The organism is Paenibacillus sp. RC67, assembly GCF_030020805.1.
Classification (GTDB): domain Bacteria; phylum Bacillota; class Bacilli; order Paenibacillales; family NBRC-103111; genus Paenibacillus_S.
Genome location: NZ_CP125098.1, coordinates 7,709,777 through 7,724,897, shown reverse-complemented (window position 1 = coordinate 7,724,897; position 15,121 = coordinate 7,709,777). Strand labels below are relative to the sequence as shown.

The 15,121-nt window shown below is 48.2% G+C and carries 15 protein-coding genes; 7 read left to right on the top strand and 8 right to left on the bottom strand.

The features are described 5' to 3' along the window. The first annotated feature begins 176 nt into the window (after nt 1-176). Nucleotides 177-1,076 (top strand): carbohydrate ABC transporter permease, encoded by a 900-nt coding sequence (locus QMA13_RS35160; protein ID WP_282938374.1) that lies wholly within the window; start codon nt 177-179, stop codon nt 1,074-1,076. Between the two features lie 21 nt (nt 1,077-1,097). Beyond that, a complete protein-coding gene (locus QMA13_RS35155) occupies nt 1,098-1,979 on the top strand; it encodes a carbohydrate ABC transporter permease (protein WP_282938373.1) in 882 nt (293 codons plus the stop codon). 31 nt (nt 1,980-2,010) lie between these two features. On the opposite strand, the gene QMA13_RS35150 is transcribed toward QMA13_RS35155, so the two are convergent. The 7 genes from QMA13_RS35150 to QMA13_RS35120 all read right to left on the bottom strand — a co-directional run bounded on the left by QMA13_RS35150 (nt 2,011) and on the right by QMA13_RS35120 (nt 7,835). Next, the gene (locus QMA13_RS35150; RefSeq protein ID WP_349254190.1) at nt 2,011-3,429 is read right to left on the bottom strand and encodes a HAMP domain-containing sensor histidine kinase; all 1,419 of its coding nucleotides are present in this window, start codon (nt 3,427-3,429) and stop codon (nt 2,011-2,013) included. After that, nucleotides 3,426-4,100 (bottom strand): response regulator transcription factor, encoded by a 675-nt coding sequence (locus QMA13_RS35145; RefSeq protein ID WP_282938372.1) that lies wholly within the window; start codon nt 4,098-4,100, stop codon nt 3,426-3,428. Before QMA13_RS35145 ends, QMA13_RS35150 begins: the two co-directional genes overlap by 4 nt. Before the next feature lie 107 nt (nt 4,101-4,207). Beyond that, nucleotides 4,208-5,797 carry an MDR family MFS transporter gene (locus QMA13_RS35140; protein ID WP_282938371.1) on the bottom strand — a complete coding sequence of 530 codons (1,590 nt, stop codon included), beginning with the start codon at nt 5,795-5,797 and terminating at the stop codon, nt 4,208-4,210. Between the two features lie 175 nt (nt 5,798-5,972). Further along, the gene (locus tag QMA13_RS35135; protein WP_282938370.1) at nt 5,973-6,224 is read right to left on the bottom strand and encodes a hypothetical protein; all 252 of its coding nucleotides are present in this window, start codon (nt 6,222-6,224) and stop codon (nt 5,973-5,975) included. 114 nt (nt 6,225-6,338) lie between these two features. Next, on the bottom strand, nt 6,339-6,506 hold the full coding sequence (locus tag QMA13_RS35130) for a hypothetical protein (protein WP_282938369.1): 168 nt from the start codon (nt 6,504-6,506) through the stop codon (nt 6,339-6,341). Nucleotides 6,507-6,626: 120 nt separating this feature from the next. Further along, nucleotides 6,627-7,403, bottom strand: a complete 777-nt coding sequence (locus QMA13_RS35125; protein ID WP_282938367.1) for a DODA-type extradiol aromatic ring-opening family dioxygenase — start codon at nt 7,401-7,403, stop codon at nt 6,627-6,629. A 21-nt stretch (nt 7,404-7,424) separates the two neighbouring features. Further along, complete coding sequence (locus QMA13_RS35120) at nt 7,425-7,835, bottom strand: DoxX family protein (RefSeq protein ID WP_282938365.1); 411 nt, start codon at nt 7,833-7,835, stop codon at nt 7,425-7,427. Nucleotides 7,836-8,113: 278 nt separating this feature from the next. On the opposite strand from QMA13_RS35120, the gene QMA13_RS35115 reads away from it, so the two are divergent. From QMA13_RS35115 to QMA13_RS35095, 5 genes are all read left to right on the top strand, one after another. After that, nucleotides 8,114-9,463, top strand: coding sequence for an extracellular solute-binding protein (locus tag QMA13_RS35115; protein WP_282938363.1), 1,350 nt, complete (start codon nt 8,114-8,116; stop codon nt 9,461-9,463). An 81-nt stretch (nt 9,464-9,544) separates the two neighbouring features. Continuing rightward, entirely contained in the window at nt 9,545-10,435 is an 891-nt protein-coding gene (locus tag QMA13_RS35110) for a carbohydrate ABC transporter permease (RefSeq protein WP_282938362.1), read from the top strand. Nucleotides 10,436-10,536: 101 nt separating this feature from the next. Continuing rightward, on the top strand, nt 10,537-11,334 hold the full coding sequence (locus QMA13_RS35105) for a carbohydrate ABC transporter permease (protein ID WP_282943691.1): 798 nt from the start codon (nt 10,537-10,539) through the stop codon (nt 11,332-11,334). A gap of 103 nt (nt 11,335-11,437) precedes the next feature. Further along, nucleotides 11,438-13,312 (top strand): cache domain-containing sensor histidine kinase, encoded by a 1,875-nt coding sequence (locus QMA13_RS35100; RefSeq protein WP_282938361.1) that lies wholly within the window; start codon nt 11,438-11,440, stop codon nt 13,310-13,312. Beyond that, on the top strand, nt 13,290-14,462 hold the full coding sequence (locus QMA13_RS35095; protein ID WP_282938359.1) for a response regulator transcription factor: 1,173 nt from the start codon (nt 13,290-13,292) through the stop codon (nt 14,460-14,462). Before QMA13_RS35100 ends, QMA13_RS35095 begins: the two co-directional genes overlap by 23 nt. Before the next feature lie 73 nt (nt 14,463-14,535). On the opposite strand, the gene QMA13_RS35090 is transcribed toward QMA13_RS35095, so the two are convergent. Further along, a complete protein-coding gene (locus QMA13_RS35090) occupies nt 14,536-15,078 on the bottom strand; it encodes a helix-turn-helix domain-containing protein (protein ID WP_282938357.1) in 543 nt (180 codons plus the stop codon). Nucleotides 15,079-15,121: the final 43 nt, after the last annotated feature.

Below are 15,121 nucleotides of genomic sequence, written 5' to 3'. Positions count from 1 at the left end.
ATATTGATGGGTCCCCTTCTTTTTGCCAAAGCATTGTGAAAAGATGCTTACGAAGTAAGTTTCACTTTCAGTGAAACTCAGTCTATGCTTACGATGTTAGTTTCACCTTCAGTGAAACTCAGCTAACGCTTACGAAGTAAGTTTCGTCTTCGACGAAACTCTAAGGAGGGAACATTATGATAAAAAAATCCAGGCTGTTAGGAGTTTCATCTGTATTCGTACTCCCGAGTCTGCTCCTTACGCTAATTTTCTCCGTATATCCAATCGGCTGGGCTATCCGGTATATGTTTTACGATTATAAAGGCTACGGGAAAGAAGTTTTTATCGGTCTCGATAATTTCAAACAGCTGATGCATGACCAAATGTATTGGGATTCGGTATGGAACACCTTTATGTATGCGGGGGGCAAGCTGCTCATTACGCTGCCGCTGTCATTGATTCTCGCGGTTATTTTGAACCGGGCGATTCGCGGACGCCAATTTTTACGGGCTGTTTATTTCATGCCTACGGTTATCAGTTCCGCGGTTATGGCGGTTGTCTTCTTTATTGTATTTAACTCCTACAACGGTATTTTGAATAAAATGCTACTGAATCTTCACATCATCGGTCAGCCTATTGATTGGCTCGGCCAGAAGCACGCGATGCTTACGGTTATTCTGATCGCTGCGTGGGGTGCCTTCGGGAACTACATGCTCCTGTTCATCGCAGGCTTGCAGAGCATTCCAAATGATGTATACGAAAGTGCTTCATTGGATGGAGCCAACGAAGCTCAAAAGTTCTGGTACATTACGATTCCTATGCTCGGACCTGTACTGCAAATCATCATTATGTATGCCATTATCAACTCGCTGAAGGGTTATGAGAGCATCATGGTACTCACCGAGGGCGGGCCGGTTGGCAGGACGGAAGTTATGTTCTTGTACGTGTACAAGCTGTTCTTCCCAGTTTCCACTGGTTCAGGTGTACAGCCACAATTCGGTTACGGTAGTGCGGTAGGTTTCGTTACTGCTCTTATCGTCGGTGTTATTACAGCAGCATACTTCTACATTTCCAAACGCCTTAACAAGGTTTATTAATAGGGGAAGGGAGCGATTACTATGAATAGCGCGCCTGCAACCGTACACGCGGGGCAAAAAAGCCGTTCCAAGGCTAGCAAATATACAGGCCTTATCGTACTCTGGGCATTTTTGCTGATTGTCCTTGTCGTTACCGTGTTTCCAGTCATTATGGCGATTATCAACTCGTTTAAAACCAATATCGAAATTAACTTGGGCGATACCTTTCTTCCTAAGTCATGGCAGTTCAGCAACTACTTAAACGCTTGGCAAAAAGGGAATTTCAGCACCTTTACGTGGAACAGTTTATTTATCAGTATTGTGTCCACTATCGGTACGCTAATCGTCGCTTCCATGGCGGCTTTCGCGGCGAACCGGCTTCCTTTTCCAGGTAAAAAGCTGTTCGTGTTCATCCAATCCGCTACAATGTTTATCTCTATCGGTGCGGTTGTTCTTCGTCCGCAATACGATATCATGGTTTCCCTCGGCTTGAACAAAACGCTGTGGGGCGTTGTCATTATTCTTATTGCGGCTCATGCCTCTACCTTTTTCATTTTGCTCGGATTCTTTCAAGGGATTCCGAAAGAACTGGATGAAGCGGCGATGCTGGACGGCTGTGGATACTTCCGTATCTACTGGCGTATCGTACTGCCATTGGTTGCTCCAGGTCTTGGCGTATCGGCACTGTTTGCCTTCCGTCATGGCTGGAACGAGTATATCTTACCGCTCGTCTTCACGATGAGCTCGCCGAAGCTGCAGCCGTTGACCGTTGGTCTGGCGAATCTTCGCTACGGCACAGGCGATGCTGCACAGCTTAACCTGATGCTGGCAGGTGCTTGCTTGTCCATCCTGCCGATTCTGGTCGTGTACGCATTGGCGAATAAATCGTTTATGCAAATGTCCGCAGGTTCTTTGAAGGGCTAAGAATTCATACACAAAACGCTCTTTCCTAAACTCAGGAAAGAGCGTTTTTTTCTTGTTTGCTTACTTTGAGCGGAAGCTTGATGATGAAGGTGGTACCTTCACCAATCCGGCTTTGGACGGAGATGAAGCCTCGGTGCCGCTCGATGATATTATGGACGATGGAAAGTCCTAGCCCACTTCCTCCGTTTGAACGTTGGCGTGACTTATCGGCTTTGTAGAAGCGCTCGAATATGTGCTCCTGGTCCTCAGGCGATATACCAATGCCGGTATCGGAAATTCGGATGATGGCGCCGTTGTCCTGCTGGTTCAGATGAATTCCAATGGTGCCGCCCTCCGAAGTGAATTTGATGCTGTTATTAATCAGGTTCACCCATACTTGACTCATCATGTCTTCGTCCGCTTCTATGGTCAGCTCATCGAGGGACACGTCCATCTCGATGTTCTTGTCCAGCCATTGGGGCTCGCATGCAAGAACCAGCCTGCGCAGCTGTTTGTCCAGCCGATAAGGCTTGGGCTCGAAGGGGTGATGCTGCGACTCCAGGGAGGTTAGCTTCAGCAGGTTATCGCTCAGCTTCGACAGACGTGTACTTTCCGTTTCGATGATATGAAGATAATGCCTGCGTTCGTCGACACTTAGCCGGTCATTGTGGAGCGCACGCGCGAACCCCGTGATGGACGTAAGGGGAGATTGAATTTCATGGGAGACGTTCGAAATGAACTCCTGCCTCATTTGCTCTATTTGATTCAGCTCAACCGCCATATGGTTCAGGTTTTCCGCCAATTCACCCCAAGGGCCGTTGTCCTTGTGTGTCTCGAAAGTGACATTGAAGTCACCCTTGGCCATTTTCCGGATGGCATCGATCATTCGTTTTAAAGAGAGCATCTGTTTTTTTCTCTTGGGCGATGCGAGCAAGGCCAGCAGGAAAAGAAGAAGGAAATTGACAAACACCGTGACGAGCTGTTTGCCGTAATCGTGGAACAGGCTTTCCGTATCTGCTTGAATGAACAGAGCATAGGGGTGGCCGGCTATGGAGATGGACTGACCTGTGGTCGCAAGCCCAGGCTGAAACACATTGGTACGCTCCGCCTTTTTAACCTCCCTGCCCAAAAGTACTAGATCGATCTCGGTCTGATCGATAGTTGAAGCGAATGACACGGCCGGATCTCCTCCAAATTCCAGCTTGCGGCCCGAACTGTCGATGAGAACAAGCCGTTCCTGTTTCAGAAGCGCCAACTGCTTCAACAAGCCATCCATATTTCCGGGATTGTTGTCGGTCAGGGCGGCAATCGTCTTTCCATTGCCGAGCATCTCGTCCCATCGGGCTTCCTTGCCGCGCCAATCGTAGTAATATGCGGTCAGTAGGGAAGCCACGGTCCATAGTGTAATAGATACGGTTAAAAAGACGGTCAATCCAAAAACAAATTTGAAGGGGAGTTTCTTTTGTTTCATACAAGAACCTCCAGCCGGTAACCGAGCCCCCGGATGGTATTGATTTTGAAGTCGTACGTTTCCTCGGGAAACCGCTCCCGGAGCCGGTTAATGTGAACGTCGACCGTTCGTTCATTACCTTCGAAATCATAACCCCACAATTGTTCAATGAGCTGCTCTCGTGAGAATGTTTTGCCCGTGTAGCTGCCCAGCTTGAACAAAAGCTCGAATTCCTTTAAAGGCAGCGTCATGCTTTCGCCGTTCGCAATAAGCTCATACGTTTTGCGATTCATCGATAGCTTGCCGAATTGAATCGTCTGGGAGGATGCAATGCGATACCGCTTGAGCAAAGCCTTTACCCGGACGACCAGCTCTAGCGGGTCAAATGGTTTTACCAAGTAATCGTCCGTACCGAGCTCGAAGCCTTTGACCTTCTGAGCTGTATCTCCTTTGGCTGTCAGCATGAGGAGGGGGAGCTCATAATGCTCCCTCAGCTCGCTGCACAGCTCCCAGCCATCCATATTAGGCATCATAATATCTAGAATGACCATATCTACAGTGACCGACGCGAGCATGGTGAGCGCCTCTACGCCGTCCGAGGCTTCAACTATTTCGAAGCCTTCGTTGGATAGAAAAACCCGCACCAATTCGCGGATATGCGCATCGTCATCGACAATCATTATTTTTGTCATCTTATTTGTCAGCCTTCTTTCTGCAATAAAATCCAACGGTCCGAAAGGAATAAAAAGTCGTGTTGGAAATATCATATACCAGTTCCTCTTCTTATACGAGTTCGGCTTCATGCATAGATTTTTTTGCCGTCTGCTGTAGTCTTTTGCTCCTGTACTTCAGTACCGGAGCCGCCCGAACTTTGGCTGCTTAAACGGGCTTTGCCTATAAAGAAGCCTGCAATGAGTCCGATGAGGACTATAATGAGCCCTGTCATGAACACCTGATTGACTGCTGCTGTGAATACCTTTTGGAGCTCTAGTAGAACTTCATGCGGAAGCTTGCTCATTGCTGCAGGGTCTAGAAGTACCCTCGGATTAGCCAGTGCTGCCAGCTTCTCTGATGGGACTTGCGGGAGCCTATCACCAATACCTGCTAGACCGCTGCTCATCCGACTTGCCATTAGGGCGCCCATAACACTGACTCCAATCGTCCCGCCGATGGAGCGGAAAAATTGGACGGAGGAGGTAGCAACGCCGCGCAGCTGTCTGCCTACTTCGCTTTGTACTGCTGTATTGATGGTTGGCATAAGCGGCCCCATACCAAGGCCGGCAATAATCATGTACATAATGATCGTGCTATTGGAAGTGTGAACTCCCATCTGCGAAAGCAGCCCGAATCCGATGGCCATGAGGGCCATGCTTGATATAATCGTAACACGGTAAGGTACCTTGATGATGAGACGGCCTCCGATCATGGCAGCCACAAAGACCGATAGCATCATAGGTGTCAGAATATAGCCCGCCATGGAAGGATTGACGCCTATAACTCCCTGCACAAACAGCGGAATATAGGTGATGGCGCCAAACATGGCGGCACTCATCAGAAAGCCGGTTAAATACGAGATCGCGATGACACGGTTGCTGAACAGGTGAAGCGGAAGAATAGGCTCCTTCGCTTTCTTTTCAATCCAGAGAAATAGGGCAAGCAGAACCGCGCTTGTAGTGAACAAGCCGATGACTTGGACAGATCCCCAGGCGTAATGGACGACACCTTCTCCACCGCTGCCACCCAGCACGAGCGCTAACAGCAGGGAGATGATCGATCCGCTTAAAGTAATGGCGCCAAGCCAGTCGATGGAGCGCTTCTCCGTGCTTTTACTTTCTTTAAGCGCTATGGACATGATGATCATAGCGGCTATACCGAAGGGAAGGTTGATATAAAAAATCCAGTTCCAAGTCGTATGCTCAACGATAAATCCGCCAATAGCCGGACCGATAATACTGGATAAGGCGAACACACCTCCGAATAGCCCCTGCATCTTTCCACGTTTCTCCGGAGATACGATATCTCCAATGATGGTCATGGCAATGGGCATTAATGCGCCGCCGCCAATGCCTTGGAGCCCGCGGAACACGATCAGCTCCGTCATGTTGCTAGCCATGCCGCATAAGGCTGACCCTACCATAAACAACGCCATGCCGATTAAGTAGATGCGCTTGCGCCCGTACAAGTCGGCGAGCTTGCCGAATATTGGCATACTGGTCGTTGAGGTGAGCATATACACGGAGAACACCCAGCTGTACAGCGACATTCCTCCCAAATCTTTAATAATCGTGGGCATCGATGTAGACATAATTGTTTGATCGAGAGAAGCTAACAGCAGCCCAAGCAGCAGCCCGGTCAAAATCAGCTTCATGTTTGGTTTTGTATTCGACATTTACGCATTCGCTCCTTTTGGTACTTTGGTAAGAGCAGAATACGATACATTTTTAAACGGAATATAAACGGATGTTATTGGAAGGGGCCTTTCCTGTGTAGTAAGAAAGAGACTGCCCAACTAGACGCTGGACAGTCCTTGCAGATGAGACGTATTTGGTGTTACAACGTGCAAATCAATAATAAGGCCTTTGCTGAGCTGGCGGATAAGCGGGCTGAGCCGAGTAGCAGGCAGGGTAGGGAAGTATATTTTGAATCTGGCTGAGCGGATAATGCTTTGTCGCAAACTGCGTGTGGTACAAATATTCAAGCAAGTAAATTTCTCCTTCGTTCACGCTGCACAGAACTCCCGACACTCCCTGACCGTTTGCTAAAGAGACGCCGACCGGCTTACCTATTAAATAATGAATGCTTTGATGCCAAGACATAATGAATCCCCTCCGTAGATTACAGTATGAGGGGAGGACAGATAGGGTTACTTGCCTAGAAGAATAGAGGAGACAGGCGAACTGCAGCTGTTCGTTAAGCAGATACAGATACGGTTATCCGGAAGGATGCTGCTTAATCTCAATGAGTATACTCTCTCTGCCGCTGCGTTCCATTTCTTGAACGGTTTGAATCAGTTTAATGGCGGCATTCCATTTCTCTTGCTCAATGGCGGATAAAATAATCTCTTTCATATCATGTTTTGTCGTGAGATTATACTGCATTCGCATCGCTCCTTGTAACCGGTTTCTCGTATCTATTGTTTCCACTAAATGGATGTTTCAATCCTAGCCGTGCAAAAAGACGGCCGCCCCATTGTGGAGCAGCCGCCCTAACTTCAATGATTAAAATTTCACGATCAAATGACTGAGTGAACCGTATTGGTAGCTTTGGTGAAGAAGCTCCGCTTTCTTCCGGGTATGGCCTGCGCCCATGGCGATGAATATTGGCAGGAAATGCTCGTAATCCGGCGTTGCAACTTTAGCGTAAGGCCCTTGGTTCAAATAATCGAACAAGGAAGCGGTGTCCCATTCCTTCATCCGGCCAATGAGCCAATCGTCGAATTCCTTGGCCCAGCCATCGGCTTGATCCGGCTTGCCGAAGTCCATTGCGCGGAAGTTATGCACGGTTGCCCCGCTGCCAATAACGACAACGTTTTGGTTATCGCTAAACTCTGCCAAGGCTTGCCCAATACGATAGTGCTGCTCCGGCGGCAGCAGCGGATTAACGGAGAGCGCGATAACAGGAATATCGGCATCAGGATACATATGCCGCAGCACTACCCAGCTACCATGGTCCAGTCCGCGGGTTGTGTTGCGATTCGCCGGAATACCGGCAGCTTCCAGCAACGTATGAATCTCGTCAGCGATGCTAACCGCTCCCCGGGCAGGATAGACAACCCGGAACAGCTCATCCGGGAAGCCGCCGAAATCATAAATCGTCTCGTACACATCATTCGAATACGTAAGCTCTTGCTGACGGTTTACCCAATGGGCGGAGAATAAAATAATCGCCTCAGGCTTGCCCAATTGATCTCCTAGCTGACGCAGCTCCCGAGTATAAGGGAGATCCTGTATTGCAAGCATTGGAGATCCGTGACCGATAAAAAATGATGTTCCCATTATCGCAGCCTCCTTAAATGATTAATTGGTTGAATTTGCAGTACGCCCGAATAAACGGTCAAGGCCCCAGCCTTTATGTGGTTCTACAGTTAAGAACAGTGCGATCAGCATATAGGCTAGCTCCAACTCGAATCCTGGAGCTTTACCATCTCCGAGAAGTCCCATCGGCAGCTTCGTACTAATAATGGCTCCTGCCATCAGTATAATATAAGCAATTGATATATAACGGGTAGCCAAGCCTGCGATAAGAAGTACGCCGCCAATTAATTCCAAGAAGGCAACCACATAACCGAGCTGCCCCGGTAAACCAATGCTGTTGAACCAGCCTGCCACATTGCTCAACCCCATTTGCAGCTTAGAAATACCGTGAGCCATAAACATCGCTCCGAATAGGATGCGTATTAGGGTAATAATGATACTTCCTTTAGACACAAGATCCTCTCCCTTTGACTATAATTTTGTAAGTTGATTACTTTAAATAAAAGTTATCATGTTTGCAGCAGTGCGTCAAGAAGAAATATTTCTCATACAAATATAATATTTATATTAATAATATAATACGAAGACTACAGCTGCTGCACAATATCCTACTCCGCGAATATCCCCACTATAAAAAACAAACCTAATCTCTTAAGTTTGTTCATTGTTGAATAGCTCTCCCGAATGCAATAATAAGCATGTAACAGGGAGAATTGATGTGAGGGGGAGCAATGATGAAGAAATTGCGTAAGGTCCATCTGGCTTTGACCGGAACGCTTGTATTAAGTCTTGCGGCATGTGGAGGCGGAGGTAGCCCGTCACCTGGTCAAACGAGTCAGGGGGGCAGCTCCAGTGACGCAGGCAAAGAGAAAGATAAGCAAAGTGCAGTAACAATCACATTCCAAAACATATACCCGGACCCGACGACCCCGACAAATAAAATCATGAAGAAAATTGTAGCCGATTACATGACGGCGAACCCAAACATTAAGATAGAGCTTGATTCCTTGAACACCGACCAGCAGAAGCTGAAGCTCAAAACCCAAGCAGCCTCCAAAGAAGTGCCGGATATTACGATCGTTAATCCAAGCGCACAGATGAAACCATTTGTAGATGCCGGATTGCTGGCACCTTTGAACGATGTAATGGATAAGAACGGATTGAAGGATACGTTCCAAAAAGGCATCCTTGATTATTACACCTTCAACAATAACGTGTATGCTTTCCCGGATGGCAACAATATTGCCGTTGTGTACTACAATAAGGAACTGTTCGCTCAAGCGGGCGTTGAGGTTCCTAAGACCTTTGAGGAAATGGTTGAGGTGTCCAAGAAGCTGAAGGCTAAGGGCATTACACCGATCGCCCTACCGGAGAAAGACACTTGGACCGGATCCTTCTTGTTTATGAACATGGTGCTAAGGACAAACGGTGGACCGAATTTCCTCAAGGATGTTATGGATAAAAAGAAAACATTCAATGACCCGGCATTTGAGTTGGCGGTTTCGAAACTTCAGGATCTCGTTCAAGCGGGTGCATTCCAGGAAGGCGCGACATCGTTCGACTATAACGCAGGGGAGAACCTGTTCAAAACAGGTAAGACGGCCATGTATTTCATGGGAACATGGGCAACAGGAAGCATCGACGATTCATCGGTCAAAGGTAAGGTTGGCGTATTCAAGTTCCCAGCGGTAGATGGAAAAGGAAATCCGGATCAATACATGCTGGCACCGGGAAGTGCCTTTGCCGTATCGGCTAACAGCAAGCATTTGAAAGAAACGAAAGACTTTCTTAACTACTTCATGACTAATTTCCCTAAAGTGTCGTTTGATATGAAAAATGCGGTCGGCTTGGCGCAAAAAGTAGACGGCGATTTCAAAGCCGCCGGCTATTCGCAGCTGGCAATCGATGTGCTTGATTTATTCAAAACGGTGCAGGGTGGCGATTTGGCCTTCGACAACACGATGAACCCCGGAACGGCACAAGCTCATTTGACCAGCATTCAAAACCTGTTCGTCCAGAAAAAAGATCCTAAGGATGTGACGAAGGAGCATCAAGCGGCCTTCGAGGCGAACAATAAATAATGAGAAGCTAGGTGCGAAGGGAACCGGGAATTTGGACGGTTCCCTTTGTTGTAAGAACAACTTGAGAGGAGGCTGTTACAGATGAACGTGTTAAGGGTTCCGAAACGGATGATCGCTTTGTTCGTGCTCCCTTGTTTACTGTTATATATAGCCCTTGTATTTATTCCGATTCTTGTTTCCTTTTACAGTGCCATGCTGGATTGGAACGGGATAGGCACGTCGAAGTTTATCGGACTGGATAACTTCAAGACTATTTTTACGCAGGATCCGGTCTTTTGGCCTTCCGTCGGGAGAACGCTGCTGTTCGCCTTGTTCTCGATGGCAGAAATTCCGATAGCGTTATTCGTAGCAATACTGATCAGCCGGTTCGTCCGCAAGCCGAACTTTTGGGTATCCAGCTACTTTTTACCTGTCATTCTGTCGGTTGTCGTTATCGGACAGCTGTGGAAAACGATCTACAATCCCGCATCGCTGGGCGGTATGCTGAATCAACTGCTCATAGCTGCCGGTCTTGATCATTGGACTCGAGTGTGGCTGTCTGACCCCAAGGTTGCGATTTTCTCCTTGTTCTTCGTAGCGCTGTGGCAGTATCTGGGGTATCATGTGCTCATTCAGTTCACCGGTATACAGAACATTCCGGCGGATATTTATGAAGCGGCACGTATCGATGGTGCAGAAGGCTTAACTGCCGACCGCTACATTACGCTTCCGCTGGTGCTGCCAATTTTTAAAATATCTATTGTGTTATCGGTTATCGGGTCGTTGCAGGCGTTTGACATGATTATGGTTATGACCGGGGGAGGCCCCGCCCATGCGACGGATGTGATCTCCACTCATATGTATAATATGTCCTTTTTATCGATGAAATATGGTTATGGAAGCGCACTGGCGACCTTTCTTGTTATCGAGTGTCTGATCGTGACTGTGCTGTTGAACGTCATTTTCCGTTGGTTGGAGAACAAATATAATTAACGAGAGGAGAGCCGACCATGAGCTCCATATCCGGTAGAGTCATCGTTCCGAGTACCGTGAAAGCTCGCCGCAGTAAGTTTTCGGTGGGAAAAGGTATCGTTATGGTACTTCTGTCCGTACTGTTCGTTACACAAATTTACCCGCTCGTCTGGCTGCTGCTGTATTCGCTGAAGACAAATGAAGAAATATTAAGCGGCAGCTTCTTCTCACTCCCACAATCGCCCCAGTGGCACAATTATAAGGATGCTTACGTATCCGGGACTTATTTGAGGTATTTGTTCAACAGCTTTTTCGTGACGACGGTAACCATGCTTGTAGTCATTATGCTTTGCTCGATGGTTGCCTATGGGATAACGCGATTCAAATTTCGTTATGGCAATGCGGTTATGCTTGTGTTTCTAGTCGGGATTATGATCCCTCTGCAAGCGACGCTGCTGCCCAATATGATTATTTTCAAGCACTTAGGAATTTTGAACACATACCTGGCTTTGATTTTGCCCTACATTTCCTTTTCAACGCCGATTGCCGTATTTGTGCTATCAGGATTTATGCGTTCGCTGCCAGTAGAAATTGAAGAGTCCGCTATTATGGACGGAGCAAGCGTTATTCGGATGTTCCGCAGCATTATTCTGCCGATTTCCGTTCCCCCGATTATGACGGTATGTATTTTAACATTTATTTCCGTGTGGAATGAGTATATTATGGCAGCAACGTTTATTTCGTCCCAGAGCCTTAAAACCTTACCCTTCGGTGTGAACAGCTTTGTCAGCCAATACTCCGTCAACTACGGTGCAATAGGTGCTTTTCTTGTCATGGGAGCTATACCGGTGATTATCATCTACTTCGTTCTGTCGGAGAAAATTACGAAAGGCATGGTGGCCGGAGCGGTCAAAGGATAAGCTTGCACCCTTTTTCGGTGTGGTTCAGCGGGAGGATCTGCTCAAAATCCGGGCGATGTTGTATAGTTAAAGCAGGCAGGTTATGTGAAAGGGGACTACATTCGTGCGGCGAGGGCTTCATTCGATCCACAATCGGTTATTTTTCCTTTTTCTCATTTGTATGCTTAGCCTGCTCCTGGTCGTGAGCGGATTGTACTACAAACGTTGGACAGACCAATTTCATCAGAAATTCAGCGATATCGCACAAAAGAACGTATACCAGACGGTTGAGTTGTTCGATTTGCTGCTGCAAGGGTACAATACCATGTCCAAATCCATTGCAGGCAATTTGGATATGCAGCGGCTGATGGTGGACGACAGTCATAAAGACCCCGCTCTAAAGGCGATTAATGAAAGAACTATCGTCAATATTCTGGGTGGCTTTTACAATTCGCGGGAGGATATTCTCGGTATCCACGTCATTTCCAACGGCGGAGCGGTATACAGCTACGGCAGTATGATGAGTGTGATCGATCCGAATTTTGCCGCGGCGTCTTGGTATAAGGAGATCGAAGCCTCAACTGGCGAGTTGGTCTGGTTCGGCGTGAAGGATCACTCGATGATTGATCAGAATGAGAAACGGCCGGTATTTGCCTTTGGTAGACATCTGTATGATTTTCATACTCATCAGCCTATTGGGGTGCTCTTTGTAGAAATGACTCCGAAGCAGGTTGTTTCCGCACTGTCCAATTTGAGTCTCGGCGCGCATAGTGAGGTATATATGCTCTCCAAGGATGGCAAAGTGATGGGCTCGAGCGGTACGACGGAGACGGATTCCAAGCTGCTCAAATCACTTGGCGCCCATCAGCTCCAAGAGCATGAAGTGCTGGTGACGGAGCAATCGGGCATTCTTGTGGTCGCATCCAGACCGGCGTTGGCCGATTGGCAGTTCGTCAGCCTGACTCCTTCAAAAGATTTGAACGTAGAGCTTGATCAAATGAAGCATTATTTGCTGCTCGTCGGGTCCATTCTTGTTGTCGTAGCGACGATTATGGCCACACTCGTTTCCAAATCGTTTGCTTCCCCCATGAAGCGGCTCATTCATCAAATGAAGCAGGTAGAAAGAGGTAATTTCCACGGAGTTCTCAACGTAAATTCTTATGAAGAAATCAATATATTAGTCGCATCGTTCAATCAAATGGTTGGTCGAATGGAAGAGCTGATTGGCCGCATCAGAGCGGTGTCTGAAAGTGAAAAAAATGCACAGCTGCTCGCGCTGCAGTCTCAGGTCAATCCTCATTTCTTGTATAACACTCTGGATATGATCTACTGGATGCTTGACGAGAAGGAGAATGACAGGCTGGGAAGGGTTGTTTTATCCTTATCCCATATGTTCCGCTACAGCAGCCATTGGGAAGAGGATTCGGTTGTGACCTTAGGCGAGGAGCTGGAGCAGATCGGTCATTACTTAACGATCATCGAGACACGGCTCGAGGGCAGACTGCGTACGAATATCCAGATAACCGAGAGCTGGCAGTCCATACGGCTGCCCAAAATGACGCTGCAGCCCATCATCGAGAATGCGGTGAAGCATGGGTTGGAGCCCATGCATGAAGCAGGCGTACTGCGGGTTTATGGAGAGTCTACGGATTCGGTTCTGCGTTTGTACATTGAAGACAATGGCCCAGGTATGGATGCCGCTGCTCTAGAACGGCTCAACGGCTCGCTAGGGGAAAGCTTGCCGAATGGAGAACATGAGCAGCAGAAGCTCAATGCTCCAACTAATACAGCACATACCGATGGGACGGCTGTAAAGATCCGTCAGGGCATCGGGCTGTATAATGTGCATCAGCGCCTGCAGCTCATGTTCGGTGAGCCCTATGGTTTAGCTGTCCAAAGCCGGGAAGGGCAGGGGACAACGATTACGATTACGATTCCTTTAGTGAGGCGTATGGAAGCAGAAAGGGGCAGCTTGCATGAATATTCTGGTCGTCGATGATGAGAAAATCATTCGTGAAGGGGTTAGGCGAGCTATTCAAGCCGGTTATCCTGAATGTCGTGTCTTTTTGGCGGCTTCTCCTGGGGAAGCCATTGAGGTGCTGCGGAGTGAGCATGTGGATACGGTATTTACCGATATTTTGATGCCTGGCATGACCGGACTGGAATTAATGAAGCTGTCCCGCCGCAGGCATCCTCATGTCAAATGGATCGTCATCTCTGCCTATTCCGAATTTGCTTATGCTCAAGAAGCGATGAGGCTTGGAGCGCGGGATTACTTGATCAAGCCTATAGGCAAGGAGAAGCTGATAGGACTCATAGCATCATTGGAAGCTGAATTGAAGCGGGACAGCCGCCTAACAAGGGAAACTCAGCTTCTGAAATCGAATTTGAAATATTTGCGCGAGGCGGTCTTCCAGCGCTGGGCATCAGGCCTCGATATCGGCCGTTTCGATATGACCGACCTTACGGAACGGCATCCGCAGTTTTACTTGGCCATGGTTCGTTTGGAGAGCGCCAATCGAATCCACCTGGAACATTTCATCGTAGATAATGTTCTGTCCGAACTAATCGATAAGCAGGGGCATGGCTTCGTCATCAGTCTGGACAGCCACAGCCTGCTCGGCTTGGTGACGCTGCGCGAAGGGGCAGGGGTAGAGACGTTCACGGCAGAGCTGAAGAGTCATCTTCATCAATGCTTGAAGATCCCTTTTCATCTACCGATGAGTGGTTTATTGAGTGATTTCGGGCGAATTCCCGAAGAGGTTAAGAGGCTCAAGCAGTTCGGTGCCGTTCCAGCGGCAAAGCCGGTCGAGAAGGGCGGCGAAAGCTCTATCGACGTCGCTTTGCAGTATATCCGGACACATTACGATGCGGATCTTTCTTTGGAGAAAGTAGCCTCGGTCGTATTTCTAAATCCCGTATATTTCAGCCAGCTGTTCAAGCAAAAGACGGGTCAGGGCTACAAGGAATATGTGATCCAGCTGCGCATAGAACGGGCGAAGGAGCTGCTGCAGGACCCTTATTTGAAAATCGCCGATGTGGCTGAGCGGGTCGGCTATCAGGATATGCGGCATTTCACCCAGGTTTTCCGCAAGAAATCTACCCTTACGCCAACGGAATATCGCAAGCAATTCGATTGCGGCTCCTAGCCAGCAAAAAGCCACCGCATTCCTCATAGGGAAGTCGTGGCTTATTTTACTTTTTCAGGTGCGCTTGCTGCAATCAGGAGCGTCCCGCTCTGCTCTCGTTGTAGCTGGCTATCAAGATAACGGCCTGATCGTCCCCGATGTTGGATACTTTATGCGGTACGCAGGCTTGCCAGGTGAAGGTATCTCCTTCGCTCAAAATAAATTCATCCTCACCCTGAGTTACGAGGAGAGTGCCTTTTAATATAAGGTGACATTCTACCCCTTCGTGAACGCTTGTTTCCTCAGTTCTAGGAAGCCCCGGTGGAACCTCTATGAGGATAAGCCGCAGACCGCCTTCCTCTCCCAAATGCTCCACCTTCAATTGATCTTTGTAGAAGCTGAAGGTGCGTTCCTCTTTTCGAACGACTTTCATCCGTTCTTCCTGCTTCAGCAGTAGGAACGCCAATGGTACTTTCAGTACGCCGGCGATAGATTCAAGGGTTGCTAACGAAGGAGAGGTCTTATTATTCTCCACCAGGCTCATGAATCCTTGCGAGAGTCCCGTCGCTTCGCACAATTGCCCGATCGTAATGCCTCTCTTTTTACGTATCGCCCGAATCGTCGCTCCGATCTCCATGATTCCATCCCCATTTTTCACCTTAATGTGCATGCTGTTGCTA